The following is a 15,422-nucleotide window of genomic DNA, read 5'->3' on the forward strand; positions in this document are numbered from 1 at the left end:
CTGGAGGTCATGCGCACGTTCATCCGCCGCTCGCTGTGGGACGTGGTCCCACGCGACCAGCGCGACACCCCGGAGGCCTTCCGCCGCCGGCAGGTCGTCGCCGCTGTCGTCGTGCTGGTCGGTGCGATCGTGCTGGGGTGGTCCCTGCGCCTCGAGCCGGGCAGCAACGTCTTCTACGTCGCCGCGGTGCTGCTCGCGGGCATCTGGGCCGCCGGCGCCTTCCTCTCCGGGCGGCTGCACCTGGGTCGCATCGCCGGTGGCACCGAGATGTTCGTCCGCCCGGTCCTGGCGCCCATCCTGCTCGGCCTGCTGCTGGTCGGCGTATTCGTCCTCGGCTCTCTGGTGGTGCGCGAGATCGACCCGCTCGCCGACTACGTCGGCTCGGTCCTGGCCTACGCCGACGAGGGCTCATTGACCGTCCTGGCGATCATCACCTTCGTCAACGGCATCGCCGAGGAGCTGTTCTTCCGCGGCGCGATGTACGCCGCGATCCCGCAGCACCCGGTGCTGTGGACCACGCTCGCGTACGTCGTGGCGACCCTGGCCACGGGCAACGTGATGCTCGGCTTCGCGGCCATCGTGCTCGGCGCGGTGTGCGGCCTCGAGCGGCGCGCCAGCGGCGGGGTGCTGGCACCGATCCTGACCCACATCACCTGGTCGCTGTCGATGCTGTTCGTGCTGCCGCTACTTTTCTGAGGCCTGCTCCGACGCGGCCTCCGCCTCGGCGCGCTCGGCCAGTGCCCGGCGTACGGACTCGCGGTAGGACAGCGGCTCGCCCGGCACCACGTCGCGGATCGAGGTGTCCGTGACGACGACCTCGTGCGACATCGAGTCGATGAGGTTGCGACCGGTCGTGGCGTCGACGTCGGTGACCAGCGCGAGCCAGTAGGACGACAGCCGCGGGGTCAGGACCGGGACGGTGACGATCGGGATCGTGCGGTTGTTCATCGAGTCCGCGGCGACCTTCATCATCTCGAGGTAGGTCAGCTGCTCGGTGCCGCCGATCTCGAAGACCCGCCCGAACGCTTTCTCGTTGTCCGTCACGCCGACGATGTAGCGGATCACGTCGTGGAGCGCGATCGGCTGCGTGCGCGTCCCGACCCACTTGGGCACGACCATCGCAGGCAGGTTCTTGACCAGCTGCCGGGTGATCTCCCACGAGATGCCGCCGTGCCCGACGACGATGGCCGCACGCAGGACGGTGACCGGTACCCCGTCCTCGCCGAGGAGGCCCTCGACCTCGCGTCGCGAACGCAGGTGGGCCGAGAGGTCGTCGGCGTCGTCGCCGAGTCCGCCCATGTAGACGATCTGCCGCACGCCGGCCGCAGCCGCGGCGGCGCTGAAGTTGCGCGCCGCCTGCGCGTCCTTGCGCTCGAAGTCGGGGTCGTCGAGCGAGTGCACGAGGTAGACCGCCACGTCGACGCCCTCCAGCGCGGGGCGCAGCGACTCCGGGTCGGAGACGTCGGCGCCGACCGGCGCGCCCTCACCCTCGTACGCCTCCGGCCGACGGGTCATGGCGCGGACGTCGTGGCCGGCCTCGACCAGGGCGGGGACCAGGCGGCGGCCGATGAAGCCGGTGGCGCCGGTGACGAGAACAGTGGTCACGCGGGGTCCCCGCGGCGTTGTTCGGGGGAGCGCAGCGGAGGAGAAGAACGTCGTGGGGTGCTCATGTCTCCACTCTCTCAGCCGGGTCCCGACGCCCGCCTCATCCGGCGGTGGCGGATCCCCTCCTGCGCGCGTCGAGGCGGGCCATCGCAGGAGTCGCCGACACCCCGTGCAGCACCACCGAGACGATCACGGTGAACGCGACGGTCGACCACAGCCACGGCTCGTCGGGCACGTGCTCGTGGGTGACGGCGTACCCGAGGTAGAAGAGCGAGCCCACGCCGCGCACGCCGAAGAACGCCACAGCGGCGATCTCCCCGCGGTCCAGGCCGCCCTCCGCGTGCTCGTCGCGGGCGAGCACGGCCAGGGCGACGTAGCCGGCGAGCGGGCGCACCACCAGCACGAGCGCGAGCGCCACGAGGACGCCACGCCAGTCCAGGTGCTCCAGCAGGCCGCGGGTCATCGCCATGCCGAGCACCAGCAGGATCAGGAGGGTCATGAGGCGCTCGAGGCGCTCGACCACGCCGTGCATCGCCCGGTGGTAGGAGTGATCGCGGTCGGCGGAGCGCAGCCGGATGGCGCAGGCGAAGACCGCGAGGAAGCCGTAGCCGCCGACGAGCTCCGCGGCGCCGTACGACGCGAGCAGGGCCGCGACCGCCAGCAGCGGTTCGCCCGCGTCCGCCAGCCGCAGGTTCTCGTTGCGGGCGTGGAAGGCCTGTCGTCCCAGCAGCCACCCGGCCGCGAGTCCCACGGCGAGCCCGACGGCGATCTTGCCCACGACGTACCAGCCGAGCCAGGTCCCGGTCTCGGCGAGCCCGAAGCCGCCGGCCAGCAGCAGGAGGGCGAGGTGCACGAAGGGGAACGCGAGGCCGTCGTTGAGTCCCGCCTCCGCGGTGAGGGCGAAGCGGATGTCGTCGTCCTCCTGCTCCTCGCCGTCCTCCGCCTCCGCGGCGGCCACGTCCTCGGTGAGCGGCTCGCCCACCTGCACGTCGGAGGCGAGCACCGGGTCGGTCGGGGCGAGCACGGCGCCCAGCAGCAGGGCGACCGCCGGTGCCAGCCCGGCCACCCACCAGCCGAGCAGCATCGTGCCGAGGATCGTCAGCGGCATGGCGACCAGCAGCATCCGCCAGACCGGCGACCAGGTGCGCCACGACGCCCACGACCTCAGCTCGAGGATCCGGTCGATCGCCAGCCCGACGCCCATCAGGGAGACCAGGACGGTGAACTCGGTGACGTGGGTGATCAGCTCGCGGTTGTCCTCCGGCTGCAGGCTCACCTCGTCCGAGAGGGGCAGCAGGCCGATGGCCAGACCGACCCCGACCAGGACGATGGGGGGCGACAGCGCCACCCGTCGGGTGACGTGCGGCAGGAGCGTCGCCAGCAGCAGCGACAGCCCGAGGATGAGGTAGACCGCGCCTCCGGTCATCGAAGGCGCGGGAGATCGTGGGGTGCCGGCACCTCACCAGCCTTCCACCGGCCCGGTGGCGCGGGCGACACCCGGGTGGGCGGGACGCGGGGAGACGTACGCCACCCGCGGGCACCGCATGTCGTCAGGGCGAGGACTGCCTGCTCCGCGGACGCCGCGCGGCGAACTCCGCCTGGCTCTCGTCGATCGCCTGCTCGTAGGCCGTGACGAGCCCCGCGATCGTCAGCGGCTTGAGCCGGTGGACGAACTCGCGCAGCTGCTCGGCGGTGTAGCCGGCCTCGCGGAACTGCGGCCACACCTTGGTGCGGACGATCTCGGAGAGCTCCTCGGCGACCTGCCGGCCGTGCGCGGCGTAGACCTCGGCGACCGCCTGCGCGGCCTCGGGCGAGATGCCCATCCCGGACAGGTTGCCCGACACGTCGACGTCGCGGTCGCCGGTCACGGGCGCGAGCAGCGAGAGGTGGCGGGCGATGTCGGACGGGGTGGCGGTGGCGGGGATCTGCTCGACGTACTTCTCGATGGCCGACAGCGTGAACCCGTGGCCCTGCAGCTCGCGGACCAGCTCGAGGCGGGCGACGTGGTCGGGGCCGTAGTAGCCCGAGCGGCCGCGACGCACCGGTGCCGGGACCAGGCCGCGGGAGGCGTAGAAGCGCACGTTGCGCGCGCTCACGCCCGTACGCTCCGTCAGCTCGTCCAGCGTGAGCAGCTCGGTCTCCACATCTCCTCCTCGTGACGCGCGCCACACCTGTTGGACTGTGACAGTAATGGTGTCACAATCGGGGGCATGGCAGAAGCATTCGTCTACGACCACATCCGCACACCTCGCGGCCGCGGCAAGGCCGTCGGCTCGCTGCACGAGGTGAAGCCCGTGGACCTGGTCGTCGGACTCCTCGACGAGCTCAAGACCCGCAACCCCACGCTCGACCCGGCCCGCGTCGACGACGTCGTGCTCGGCGTCGTGACCCCCATCGGTGACCAGGGCGGCGACATCGCCAAGACCGCTGCGCTCAAGGCCGGCTATCCCGAGACCGTCGCCGGCGTGCAGCTCAACCGCTTCTGCGCCTCCGGGCTGGAGGCGGTCAACCAGGCCGCGCAGCGCGTCCGGTCGGGCTTCGAGGACCTCGTCATCGCCGGCGGCGTCGAGTCGATGAGCCGGGTGCCGATGGGCAGCGACGGCGGCGCGTGGGCGATGGACCCGGCCACCGCGCTGGAGACCGGCTTCGTGCCGCAGGGCATCGGCGCCGACCTCATCGCCACGATCGAGGGCTGGAACCGCCAGGACGTCGACGCGTACGCCGCCGAGTCCCACCACCGCGCCGCGAAGGCGTGGGCCAACGGCTACTTCGACGACGCCGTCGTCCCGGTCAAGGACCTCAGCGGCGTGACCGTGCTCGACCGCGACGAGACCGTACGCCCCGACACCTCCGTCGAGGGCCTCGCGGGGCTCAAGCCGTCGTTCGCCCAGATCGGCCGCGACGCCGGCTTCGACGACGTGGCGCTGGAGAAGTACCACTGGATCCCCGCGATCGACCACGTCCACCACGCCGGCAACTCGTCGGGCATCGTCGACGGTGCCGCTGTGATGGCGATCGGCACCGAGGAGATCGGTACGTCGCTCGGGCTGACGCCGCGCGCGCGGATCATCTCGACCGCCGTGTCCGGCGCCGACCCGACGATCATGCTCACCGGCCCCGCGCCCGCCGCCCGCAAGGCGCTCGCCCGCGCCGGCCTGGAGGTCGACGACATCGACCTGTGGGAGATCAACGAGGCGTTCGCCGCCGTCGCGATGCGCTTCATGCGCGACATGGGCATCAGCCACGACGTCACCAACGTCAACGGCGGCGCCATCGCCATGGGCCACCCGCTCGGCGCCACCGGCGCGATGATCCTCGGCACCCTCGTCGACGAGCTCGCCCGCCGCGACCAGAAGCTCGGCCTCGCCACGCTCTGCGTCGGCGGTGGCATGGGGATCGCGACGGTGGTGGAGCTGGTCTGAGGCGCGAAGCGCCGTGACCAGCTCCGACCCCGTCATCGGTGGTTGAGCAGCGAGCCGGGCTGAGCCTGCGAAGCCCGGACCGAGCGTGTCGAAACCCGATCAGACGACAAGCAGCCCCAGCACACGAACTTCAGATCCCCTTGGTCTCGACACGGTCGCTGCGCGACCTGCTCAACCGGCGGGCGAGAGAACTCAAAGGAACCACATGACTTCCACTGACACCCTGACCGCGGTCCGCTACGACCGCGACGCCGACGGCATCGTCACGCTGACCCTCGACGACCCGACGGCCAGCGCCAACACCATGAACGAGCTCTACCAGTCGTCGATGGAGGCCGCCGTCCAGCGGCTCCACGACGAGGTCGACGACGTCACCGGCGTCGTCCTGGCCAGCGCGAAGAAGACCTTCTTCGCCGGCGGCAACCTCAAGAGCATGATGAAGGCGACCCCCGACGACGCCGACGAGATCTTCGCGATGGGCGAGGCGGTCAAGTCCAGCCTGCGCCGGCTCGAGACCTTCCCGCGCCCGGTCGTCGCGGCGATCAACGGCGCGGCGCTCGGCGGCGGCCTCGAGATCGCGCTGGCGGCCAACCGGCGCATCGCCGTCGACGACCGCTCGGTCAAGATCGGCCTGCCCGAGGCCACCCTCGGCCTGCTTCCAGGCGGCGGCGGCGTCACCCGGGTCGTACGCATGCTCGGTCTCCAGTCCGCGCTGATGGACGTCCTCATGCCCGGCACCCAGTTCGACCCGCAGGGGGCGCTGGCCAAGGGGCTCATCGACGAGGTCGTGCCCACCCGCGAGGAGCTCGTGCCTGCGGCGAAGGCGTGGATCCTCGAGCACAAGGACGACGAGGACGCAGCGTCGAACCCGTGGGACCGCGCCGGCTACAAGATGCCCGGCGGCACCCCGAGGACGCCGGCGCTCGCGCAGTTCCTGCCGGCCTTCCCGGCGCTGCTGCGCAAGCAGACCAAGGGCGCGGTCTACCCCGCGCCGCGGGCGATCATGAGCGCGGCCGTGGAGGGCGCGCAGGTCGACTTCGACACCGCGTCGCGCATCGAGAGCCGCTACTTCACCAACCTGGTGGTCAACCAGCAGGCCAAGAACATGATCCAGGCGTTCTTCTTCGACCTGCAGGCGATCAACTCCGGGTCCCTGAGGCCCCAGGGCATCGAGCGGTGGCAGGCGACGAAGGTGGCGGTGCTCGGCGCCGGGATGATGGGCGCCGGGATCGCCTACTCCTGTGCCCGTGCGGGCATGCAGGTCGTGCTCAAGGACGTCTCGTTCGAGGCGGCGGAGCGCGGCAAGGCGTACACCGCGAAGCTCAACGCGAAGGGCGTCGAGCGCGGCAAGATGACCCAGGACAAGGCCGACGAGCTGCTCGCGCGGATCACGCCGACCGCCGACGCCGCCGACCTCGCCGGCTGCGACCTGGTCATCGAGGCCGTCTTCGAGGACCCCTCGCTCAAGGCCAAGGTCTTCGCCGAGGTGGCGCCCCACGTCGACGCCGACGCGCTGCTGTGCTCCAACACCTCGACCCTGCCGATCACCGAGCTCGCCACCGGCGTGGACCGCCCGGCCGACTTCATCGGCCTGCACTTCTTCAGCCCCGTCTACAAGATGCCGCTCGTCGAGATCATCCGCGGCGCGGAGACCTCCGACGCCGCGCTCGCCAAGGCGTACGACGTCGTGCAGCAGATCCGCAAGACGCCGATCGTCGTCAACGACTCGCGCGGCTTCTACACCTCGCGCGTCATCGGCACCCAGATCAACGAGGGCCTCGCGATGCTCGCCGAGGGCGTGCACCCGGTCTCGCTGGAGCGCGCGGCCACCTCGGCCGGCTTCCCGGTGGGGCCGCTGCAGATCAGCGACGAGCTCAACATGGAGCTGATGGCCAAGATCCGCAAGGCCACCGAGGACGCCGCCGAGCGCGAGGGCATCGACCTCGGCGACTACCCGGCCGGCGAGGTCATCGCGACCATGATCGGCCTCGGGCGGCCGTCCCGGCTCATGGGCGCCGGCTTCTACGACTACGACGAGGACGGCCGGCGTACGACGCTGTGGCCCGGGCTCGCCGAGACGTTCCCCGTGGCGAAGCAGCAGATCCCGATCCGCGACGTCCGCGACCGGATGCTGTTCATCGAGGCGCTCGAGACCGCGAAGTGCCTCGAGGAGGGCGTCATCACCTCTGCCGCGGCGGCCAACATCGGCTCGATCATGGGCATCGGCTTCCCCGCGCTCACCGGCGGTGCCGCCCAGTTCATGACCGGCTGGCAGGCGCTCGACGAGACCGGCCACGGAACCGGACCGGTCGGGCTGGACGCCTTCCTGGCCCGGGCCGACGAGCTCGCGGACACGTACGGCGAGCGGTTCCGCCCCACGGCGTACCTGCGCGAGCTGGCCGCGAAGGGCGAGTCCTTCCCTGCCTGACCGTCGAGTCGGCGCGTCCTGACGGCTCAGCTCCATCGAGTCGGCGCATCCTGACGGCATAGCCCCATCGAGTCGGCGCATCCTGACGCAGGATGCGCCGACTCGACGCGTGTCCGGGGCGAGGATGCGCCGACTCGACGCGTTTCCGGGGCGAGGATGCGCCGCCTCGGCGAGAATCGTGAGGTGACCCAGACCCCCGCTGTCGTCGTGCGCGGCCTCCACGTCCGCTTCGGCGACGTCGAGGCCGTCGCCGGCGTCGACCTCACCGCCGAGGCCGGGCAGGCGACCGCGCTGCTCGGGCGCAACGGTGCCGGCAAGTCGACCACGATGAAGGTCCTCGCCGGCGTGGTCCCGCCGACCGCCGGGGAGGTGACCGTCGCGGGCCACGACGCCGCCACCGACGCGCTCGGCGTCAAGCGGTCCGTGGGCTACTGCCCCGACGTCGGCGGCCTCGTGCCGCGGGCCACGCCGTGGGAGCACCTCCAGCTCAGCGCACGCCTGCGCCGGATGCCCGACTGGGAGGAGCGCGGCCGCGACCTCCTCGAGCGCTTCGAGCTCGGCGACGTCGCCCACCGCGTGGTCGGCGGCTTCAGCCACGGCATGAGCCGCCGCCTCAGCGTCGTCCTGGCGTCCCTCCACGAGCCCGCGGTCCTGCTGCTCGACGAACCGTTCGACGGCGTCGACCCGATCGGCGTCGACGCGACGCTCGAGGTGGTCGCCGACGCCCGCGCCCGCGGCGCGTGCGTGCTGCTGTCCACCCACCTGCGCGACCTCGCGCTCGAGGCCTGCGGAGAAGCCGTCGTCCTGCGCGGCGGCAACCGCGTCGCCGCGATGCAGGCGGGCGAGCTCACCGGCGAGGCCTACCGTGCGCTCCTCGACTGACCACTGGGTCGACGCCGCGCGCGACACCGGGCACCTCCTCGGCTTCCGCGCGCGGACCGTACGCCGCCGTCGGGCCAGCGCCTTCGGCCTCGCCGTGGTGCTCGCGCTGACGGCCGCCTTCGCCCTCGCCCCGAGCGGCTTCGACGTCGGGTCCGTCGGCTCGCCCGCCGTGGAGCGCGCGCTGGCCACGGTCCAGGGCAACCTCGGCGCGGCGTTCGCCGGCTTCCTGCTGCTCGCCATCAGCTCCGCCATGGGCAGCGGCGGCGGCCGCGAGCTCCTGTCGCGCAATGAGGCGGCCGTGCACCCGATCAGCGCCGTGACCGAGCACCTCGGCGCGCTCCTCCTCGCCCCGGTCAACCTCGCCTGGCTGGTCCAGGTGTGGGGCCTGCTCGCGGTGACGGCACTGGTCGCCCCGTCCGGCGGCCTGCTGGGCGCGCAGGTCGTCGTGCTCGCGTGGGTCCTCGCGGCGACCGCGCTCGGGCAGGCGGCCGGCTGGGCGGTCGAGGGCGTACGCCGCACGCCGCACGGCGTGCTCGTCGTACGGTCGGTCGGTGGAGCGGTCGTGGCGGTGCTGGCCTGCCTCCACCTCGCCGGGCTGCTCGGTGCGCTCGTACGGTCCCTGCCGACGACGTGGGTCGCGGCGACGGCGCAGACCTCGGACTGGCCGCTCGTCGTGGTCCTCCTGCTCGCTCTCGCCGTCGTGGGGGTCGTGGTCGGCGCCACGCCCGCCAGGTGGGCGCTGGGCCTGCCGCCGCGCGAGGAGCTGCGCGTGCAGTCCGGCGTGCACGAGGCCCGCCACGCCCCCGAGCCGCGCTGGGGGTCGCCCGACCGGGCGCTGCTGCGGCGTCTCGACCGCGACTCGGTGTGGCGCTCGGTCGGCATGCGTCGCGGGTTGATGGTGCTGGGCCTCGGACCGGGCCTGGTCGCGCTGGTCGCCGGGCTCGAGTGGAGCTCGGTGATGGTGCTGCCGGGACTCACCGCGAGCGGTGCCGCGCTGCTCTTCGCCGTCAACGCCTGGTGCCTCGACGGCAAGGGGATGGTCTGGCGCGAGACGCTGCCGGTCTCGTCGGCCGACGTGTTCGACGTACGCACCCTCGTCGTCGCCGAGTGCATGGCGGTCGTCTCCGGGATCACGGTCGTGCTCGCGCTGCTGCGCAACGGGCTGCCTCCGGTGGTCGTCGGGGTCGCGGTGCTGTCGTGCTGGCTCGTGGTGGTCGTGCAGGTCCTGGCGATCGTGATGACCTGGTCGGTGCGCTCGCCGTACGGCGTCGACCTGTCCTCGCCGCGCGCGACGCCCGCGCCGCACGCCGCGATGGCCGGCTACGCCGGACGGCTCTCGGTCGTCACCACCCTGACCGCGCTGCTCTTCACCGGCCTCTCCGCGGTCCCGTGGGCGTGGGTCCCGGCCGCCGCCGCGCTGCCGTTTCTGGCGTGGTCGACGCGACGGCTCGTACGCGCCCGTCGCCGCTGGCTCGTCGGGGACGAGCGGGCGCGGGTCGTGCTGACGGTCGCAGCCGTCTGAGATCTGTCCGCGGGGCCCGTCGAGCGTCATACGGACCGGCACCCATGCGGCACCCATGCGTACGGCTTCGTATGACGCCGGCGCTGCGGGGCTGGGCGGGGCCGGGTCGCGGCTCAGCGGGTGACCGCCACCCTGGCGGACCGGGCCCGCCCGCCGAGCGAGCGGACCGCGAGACGGCGCAGGTCGTCGAGAGAGCGTACGGCGACCCGCTCCGCGCGGCGACGCGCAGCGGGTGCCTGGACGGCGGTGCGCAGCAGCGCGGCCTCGGCCTCGAACCACGCAGCGACCTCGGCGAGGGCCGGGTCCGGGAGGCGACCGACCGCGTCCACCTGGACCACGACCTGGAAGGCGGCCGTCGCGGTCCGGCAGGTCGCGCAGGCGTCGCCGACCGCCAGCGCCCGGTTGGTGGGGCGGGCGCGGGTGCCGGGGCCGATGACGACGACCTGCACCGCGAGCGCCGTCGCGGTGCAGTCCCAGCAGTCCTGCGTCCAGGCCGACGCCACGTTGTCGAAACGCGCGGACGCGGGACCGGGCACGTAGAGCACCTGCAGCACCGCGCTCTCGCCGCGGCAGGTGTGGCAGGCCGTCGTGGTCGTGGCCACGGCGTCGGCCTTCAGGGCGGCGTTGCGGACCGTGACCTCCCTGACGACTAGTTCGCGGTCCTCGCGCCGCTGGTCGCTGGGCTGGGCGCTGGCGACCACGTCGAGGTCACGTCGCTCGGCCCCCGACCCACCCGACCCGCCCGGTCGCGCGTCCGCCGCGCCGGCCAGCAGCAGCACCGCCACGACGGCGTGGACGGCCGCTGCGCGCGGGGTCACGGCGAGCCACCGACGGAGAAGTTGTCGGCCACCGCGGCCGCGATGTCGACCAGCGCGTCCCGGGTGCGCCGGTGCAGGGACGACATGTCGGTGAGCGCGCCCGGCTCGAGCGCGTCGTCCCACGGGACCGTGACGACCCGGGCGCACCGCTTCTCGAAGTGCCGCCGCATCGGCTCCGGTGGCTCGCTGCCGCGCCGCTCGGCGTTGACCACGACCACGGTCCGCGCCACGAGGTCCTCGAACCCGTGCTGGTCCATCCAGTCCAGCGTCAGCGCACCCGCCCGCCCGCCGTCGAGCCCGGCCCGCACGACCAGCACGACCTGGTCGGCCTCGGTCAGCAGGCCCTGGTTGGCGCTGTCGAGGATGCCGGTGCCGGTGTCGAGCAGGATCACGTTGTAGAACCGGTCGAGCAGCCCGATCAGCCGGTGGTAGTCGTCTCGGGCCAGCGCCATCCCGATGCCGGGGTCGTCGTCGGACGCGAGGACCTCGAGCCGCGACTCGACCGCCTGGGAGGTGTAGCGGCGCAGCGCGGCGTAGGTCTCGATGCCGTGGAGGTCACGCAGCACGTCCGTCACGGTGCGGTCGTGCGGCGGGGCCACCCGGTGGGCGAGGTTGCCCGCGTCGGGGTTGGCGTCGACGGCGATCACGCGGTCGCCGCGCAGCAGGGCGAAGGTGCTGCCGAGCGCGAGGGTGATGGTCGTCTTGCCGACCCCGCCCTTGCGGCTCATCACCACCACCCGGCGCGAGCCCTCGACGGGCGTGCGCAACCGCCGCTCGAGCTCGCGCAGCCGCTGCTCCGGCAGGCTCGGCCCCGGATTGAGCAGGTGCCCGCTGCCGCGGTAGACGGCGCTGCGCCAGCCCTGCGTCGGCACCGGCGCCGGCGCGGCGTACATCACCGCGTCGGTGAAGTCGGCCGCCGAGACCACCGGGGGAGGGTCGGGCGAGAGGGTGGCGAGGCCCGTCAGGTCCTCGTACGGCTCCCGGGCATGGGCCGCGATCCGGTCCCGCGCGAGCAGGACGAGGGTGGTCCCGAGCCGCCAGAAGGCCAGCGCCGCACCGAGGATCGGCAGCAGCAGCAGGGCGATCGACACCACGGCCAGGGCCATCGCGGGCCAGTCCCGGCGCTGCCATGCGACGTCGAAGACGAGCTGCTGCAGGCGTACGCCCTCGCGCCCGCGCTCGAGGAACTCCGGCAGGTACCAGATCGCCCAGCCCATCGCGGCGACCAGCAGCGGCACCACGACGAGGACCCAGCCCGTCACGAAGCGACGCGTGCGCGGGCGCAGCTCGCTCACCCGCGGGTCGGCCGGGTGCCCGGGTCGCAGGCTGCGCAGCACCGGGCCGACGCGGGCGAAGAGGTCGGGTACGCCGGCGAGGTCGGACAGCACGTAGTAGCCGTCGAAGCGCACCACGGGGATCAGCTGCTGCAGCATCTGCAGCTGGAGCACGAGGGCGGTCAGGAGCAGGATGCCGCTGCCGGTGGCGAGGTACGCCCCCGCCAGCACGAGCACGGTGAGCACGTTGAAGTGGAGCCCGCCGAGGTCGGTGCGGACCCGGCCCACCCGGCCGATCCGGTAGGAGTCGGTCACGTCGGTGTAGAACGCCGGGAACACCAGGTAGAGCCCGAACCCGATCTCGCCCGGCCGCGCCCCGCCGTAGCGGCAGGCCGCCGCGTGGCCCAGCTCGTGCACGAGGGCCGAGGCCGTGAGCAGGGCATAGATGAGGAGGGCGATCGTCGGCGTCGCGAAGAGCTCGCCCACCGCACCCCAGAAGTCGCCGCGGGTCAGCAGCGCCACGTCGGCGACGACCAGCGTGACGAGCGCGAGCACCACGACGGGCGGCCAGAACAGCGGTGCCAGCCAGGCCGCGACCCGGTCGACCAGCGGCGCCGGCACCAGCGTGCCCTTGGCCGTCAGGGCAAGCAGCGGTCGCGCCCGTACGGCACGCGTCGGTTCCGGCGCCTCGTCGGGGACGACCAGCCCGAGCGGCTCCAGGCGGGTGGTCACGAGGTGGGCGAGGCCGTCGGCCGTCAGGTTCCGTCCGTACGCCCGGCTCACGTCGTCGGCCACCAGCTCCGCGGGACGGGGCGGCTCGACCGCACGGACGACGAGGTGCAGCAGCTCGGACAGCTGCACCACCTGGTCGTCCACGCGCCGCACCAGGAACGCCGGGTCCTTGAGGCCCGAGCCCTGGACCGGACCCAGGAACTGCAGGCCGCGCGCCTGACGCCACCGCTGCCCGGTGGCGGGCGGTGGCGCGGTCCTCCGGTGGTCGGCAGTCGTCAGGTCCATCGCTCTGGTGTGCTCGCTCTGGTGTGCTCTGTGTGCTCTGGGTGTGCTCGCTCTGGTCGGGTCGGTGACGGCGACGGATGCGCCAGAGCAACGCATCCGCCGCCGGGTCCCTCGGGCGGTCGACGCCTACGGCATCTGCGTCTGGACAGAGGCCAGGTACTGCAGGGCGAGTGCTTCGGCCTGCGAGTTGATCGTGGCCGCGTTGACGGCGAGGGCGAGGTTGACGCCCACGATGTTGGTGACGTTGACGCACGCGAACTGGCAGCTCAACGTCTCCCGGCGGGGCAACGGCGTGGCCGTCTCGGCGTCGAGGTCGGCCATGACGAAATCGGGTCGTCGGACCATGCCGGTTCACCTCCTCTCCTGCGGGTCGGGCCGGAGGGCTGGGTCGCCTGCGTGGCCTCCCCCTCCGCAGGGAGGCCACGCGAGGACGTCAGCCCTGGTTGACGACGATCGTCTGGCCGGCGGCGCTGTTCGCGACGGCGTACAGGGACGCGGCGTTGAGGGCCATCGACGAGTTGTTCGCCACGATGTTGGCCCAGTTGTAGTTGCCGAAGGTCAGCGTCTCCCGGGTCGGAAGAAGCTCGGTGCGCTCGGTGTCGAGCTCGGCGAATGAGAGTTCCCGCATGGTGTTCACCTCCCCCCGTGGTGCGGTGGTCTGGCGGCACATCGGAGCGGACCGTGCGTGACTCGCGCGTGATCGATGCGTGATCGGCCGAGGACTAACCGGGACCGGTCCAGACGTCGACCCCAATCGTGGGGATAACCGGGCTCCGCACCGCCCGGAGGGGTGTCCTTCGGCCAAGGTCTGTCGGCAGGGGAGTGCCCGCAGCCCGAATCGGTGGCAGCGGGACAGGGAGAGGGAGATCTCGGTGATCGACCATGCCGGACACCAGGCACGCCACTGATCGTGGCCTGAGCCTCCTCGGCGGGTGGGAGCTCGTCGAGGACGGCGAGAGCATCGCGCTCGGGGGGCGCGAGCAGCGGCTCTGCGCCCTGCTCGCCCTGACCGGCGCCCGGGCGCGGGCCCAGGTCGCCGGCACGTTGTGGCCCGAGAGCACCGACGCCCGCGCCCTCGCGAGCCTCAGGCGGGCGCTCGCGCAGACCCGCGACCGCTGCCCGGGGCTCGTCGTCGCGGACCGGACGAGCGTCGGCCTCGCCCCGGACGTCGTCGTCGACGTCCACGTGTTCCGGGCATCCGCGGCGCAGGCCGGTGAGCCCGGCGCGGGCGCCGCCCTGCTCGCCATGCTGGCGGGGGAACCGCTGCTGCCCGGCTGGTACGACGAGTGGGTCGGGGGCGAGCGCGACGAGCTCGAGCGGCTGCGCGTCGATGCCCTCGAGCACCTCGCCCGCGGTGCGCTCGAGCGCGGCGACACCGGGCTCGCCGAGGACGCCGCGCGCGCGGTCGCCCGGATCGAGCCGTGGCGCGAGTCCGCCAGCGAGCTGGTCATCCGCGGGCTCCTCGGCCGGGGCGACCGGGCCGGGGCCGTGCGTGAGCTCGAGCGCTATCGCGAGGTCCTGCGGGTCGAGCTCGGGGTCGTCCCGTCACCCGCCCTGGTCGCGCTGGTCGACGCGCCGGAGCCGGTCCCCGTCCCGGCTCCCGTCCCGCTGGGCCGCGCGGTCCCGGTGGTCGTCCCGGCCCAGCGTCGGGCGCCGGTGCAGGAGACCGTCGAGCCCCCTTCGCGCAGTGCCGCGCTGTCGTCCCCCCAGCCACCGCCCCCGCCGGACCCCACGCCCCCCACCGGGCCGGCCGGCCTGACCGCCCGAGCGGCCGCTGCCCGGCTCGCGGCGGGGGCGGTCCTCGTCATGGCCGCGTCGCTCGCGATCGCCAACCTCGGACCCGGCGCGGAGCAGGAGCCGCCGTCGTCGGTCCCCGACATGGCGGCGCAGGAGCAGGCCGCGGGTGGGGTGGTCGCCAAGGCGGTCCGACAGGTGCTCGTGCGTCCGGTCGCGGCAGCGGACGGGGCCGCCGCCTTCGTCGTACGGGCCACCCGGCGCCCGGCCCGTGTCCGGGTCGAGGTCGCTGACGACAGCGGGAGCAGTGTCGTGCGCAGCGTCCTGGTCCGCAGCAGGGACGGCCGGCGGCTGGTGGTCACCGGGCTCGACGGCGGCACCTACGAGTGGTCGGCCACCTCGCCGACCGCGTCCCCGGTGACCGGCGAGGTCGAGGTCTCCGAGGTGCCGTCCGGGCTCGTCGCGGCACCGGAGCCGAGCGTACGGACCACGCCGACTCCCAGCCCCACTGCAAGTCCCATGTCGGTGCCCACCGTGACCGCGACCCCGCAACCGACCCCGCAGCCGACCCAGCAGCCGACCCAGCAGCCGACCCAGCAGCCCAGTCCGCAACCCAACCCGCAACCCAACCCGCAACCCAGTCCGACGCGTCCCGGCCCGTCGAGCGGACCCACCGATCCCGGCACGCAGGACCCGGGCCTGGTGGGGTGAGGAGGTACC

13 protein-coding genes are annotated in these 15,422 nt (G+C 73.2%); 6 read left to right on the forward strand and 7 right to left on the reverse strand.

What is annotated here, in order from left to right:
- Positions 1-9: 9 nt before the first annotated feature.
- Positions 10-696: a CPBP family intramembrane glutamic endopeptidase gene (locus EXE59_RS05120; RefSeq protein WP_135837933.1), complete on the forward strand. Its 687-nt coding sequence runs from the start codon at positions 10-12 to the stop codon at positions 694-696.
- Here EXE59_RS05120 and EXE59_RS05125 read toward each other — a convergent pair.
- From EXE59_RS05125 to EXE59_RS05135, 3 genes are all read right to left on the reverse strand, one after another.
- Complete coding sequence (locus tag EXE59_RS05125) at positions 685-1,605, reverse strand: NAD(P)H-binding protein (protein ID WP_135837934.1); 921 nt, start codon at positions 1,603-1,605, stop codon at positions 685-687. The two genes, EXE59_RS05120 and EXE59_RS05125, sit on opposite strands and share 12 nt — an antisense overlap.
- Positions 1,606-1,705: 100 nt before the next feature.
- The gene (locus EXE59_RS05130) at positions 1,706-3,031 is read right to left on the reverse strand and encodes a cation:proton antiporter (protein ID WP_135837935.1); all 1,326 of its coding nucleotides are present in this window, start codon (positions 3,029-3,031) and stop codon (positions 1,706-1,708) included.
- 124 nt (positions 3,032-3,155) lie between these two features.
- Positions 3,156-3,749: a helix-turn-helix domain-containing protein gene (locus tag EXE59_RS05135; protein WP_135837936.1), complete on the reverse strand. Its 594-nt coding sequence runs from the start codon at positions 3,747-3,749 to the stop codon at positions 3,156-3,158.
- A gap of 66 nt (positions 3,750-3,815) precedes the next feature.
- Between EXE59_RS05135 and EXE59_RS05140 the strand changes: the two genes are divergently transcribed.
- From EXE59_RS05140 to EXE59_RS05155, 4 genes are all read left to right on the forward strand, one after another.
- Positions 3,816-5,027 (forward strand): acetyl-CoA C-acetyltransferase, encoded by a 1,212-nt coding sequence (locus tag EXE59_RS05140; RefSeq protein ID WP_135837937.1) that lies wholly within the window; start codon positions 3,816-3,818, stop codon positions 5,025-5,027.
- Positions 5,028-5,232: 205 nt separating this feature from the next.
- The gene (locus tag EXE59_RS05145) at positions 5,233-7,455 is read left to right on the forward strand and encodes a 3-hydroxyacyl-CoA dehydrogenase NAD-binding domain-containing protein (RefSeq protein WP_135837938.1); all 2,223 of its coding nucleotides are present in this window, start codon (positions 5,233-5,235) and stop codon (positions 7,453-7,455) included.
- Positions 7,456-7,638: 183 nt separating this feature from the next.
- Positions 7,639-8,337: an ABC transporter ATP-binding protein gene (locus EXE59_RS05150; RefSeq protein ID WP_246056520.1), complete on the forward strand. Its 699-nt coding sequence runs from the start codon at positions 7,639-7,641 to the stop codon at positions 8,335-8,337.
- Positions 8,321-9,859 carry a hypothetical protein gene (locus tag EXE59_RS05155; RefSeq protein WP_135837940.1) on the forward strand — a complete coding sequence of 513 codons (1,539 nt, stop codon included), beginning with the start codon at positions 8,321-8,323 and terminating at the stop codon, positions 9,857-9,859. The genes EXE59_RS05150 and EXE59_RS05155 overlap by 17 nt, the downstream gene beginning before the upstream one ends.
- Positions 9,860-9,972: 113 nt before the next feature.
- On the opposite strand, the gene EXE59_RS05160 is transcribed toward EXE59_RS05155, so the two are convergent.
- The 4 genes from EXE59_RS05160 to EXE59_RS05175 form a co-directional block, all read right to left on the reverse strand.
- A complete protein-coding gene (locus EXE59_RS05160; RefSeq protein ID WP_168218411.1) occupies positions 9,973-10,677 on the reverse strand; it encodes a hypothetical protein in 705 nt (234 codons plus the stop codon).
- Positions 10,674-12,968: a MinD/ParA family ATP-binding protein gene (locus EXE59_RS05165; RefSeq protein WP_135837942.1), complete on the reverse strand. Its 2,295-nt coding sequence runs from the start codon at positions 12,966-12,968 to the stop codon at positions 10,674-10,676. The genes EXE59_RS05160 and EXE59_RS05165 overlap by 4 nt, the downstream gene beginning before the upstream one ends.
- Before the next feature lie 126 nt (positions 12,969-13,094).
- A complete protein-coding gene (locus EXE59_RS05170) occupies positions 13,095-13,313 on the reverse strand; it encodes a hypothetical protein (protein WP_135837943.1) in 219 nt (72 codons plus the stop codon).
- A gap of 88 nt (positions 13,314-13,401) precedes the next feature.
- Positions 13,402-13,596 carry a hypothetical protein gene (locus tag EXE59_RS05175; protein ID WP_135837944.1) on the reverse strand — a complete coding sequence of 65 codons (195 nt, stop codon included), beginning with the start codon at positions 13,594-13,596 and terminating at the stop codon, positions 13,402-13,404.
- Positions 13,597-13,850: 254 nt separating this feature from the next.
- Here EXE59_RS05175 and EXE59_RS05180 point away from each other — a divergent pair, with 254 nt between their 5' ends.
- Positions 13,851-15,413, forward strand: coding sequence for an AfsR/SARP family transcriptional regulator (locus EXE59_RS05180; RefSeq protein WP_135837945.1), 1,563 nt, complete (start codon positions 13,851-13,853; stop codon positions 15,411-15,413).
- Positions 15,414-15,422: the final 9 nt, after the last annotated feature.

The sequence above is a fragment of the Nocardioides eburneiflavus genome (assembly GCF_004785795.1).
GTDB classification, from domain to species: Bacteria; Actinomycetota; Actinomycetes; order Propionibacteriales; family Nocardioidaceae; genus Nocardioides; species Nocardioides eburneiflavus.

Coding starts and splice junctions, on each gene's coding strand:
- EXE59_RS05175 (WP_135837944.1), bottom strand. CDS start 13,596: ATGCGGGAACTCTCATTCGCCGAGCTCGACACCGAGCGCACCGAGCTT.
- EXE59_RS05145 (WP_135837938.1), top strand. CDS start 5,233: ATGACTTCCACTGACACCCTGACCGCGGTCCGCTACGACCGCGACGCC.
- EXE59_RS05120 (WP_135837933.1), top strand. CDS start 10: ATGCGCACGTTCATCCGCCGCTCGCTGTGGGACGTGGTCCCACGCGAC.
- EXE59_RS05180 (WP_135837945.1), top strand. CDS start 13,851: ATGCCGGACACCAGGCACGCCACTGATCGTGGCCTGAGCCTCCTCGGC.
- EXE59_RS05170 (WP_135837943.1), bottom strand. CDS start 13,313: ATGGTCCGACGACCCGATTTCGTCATGGCCGACCTCGACGCCGAGACG.
- EXE59_RS05130 (WP_135837935.1), bottom strand. CDS start 3,031: ATGACCGGAGGCGCGGTCTACCTCATCCTCGGGCTGTCGCTGCTGCTG.
- EXE59_RS05140 (WP_135837937.1), top strand. CDS start 3,816: ATGGCAGAAGCATTCGTCTACGACCACATCCGCACACCTCGCGGCCGC.
- EXE59_RS05165 (WP_135837942.1), bottom strand. CDS start 12,968: ATGGACCTGACGACTGCCGACCACCGGAGGACCGCGCCACCGCCCGCC.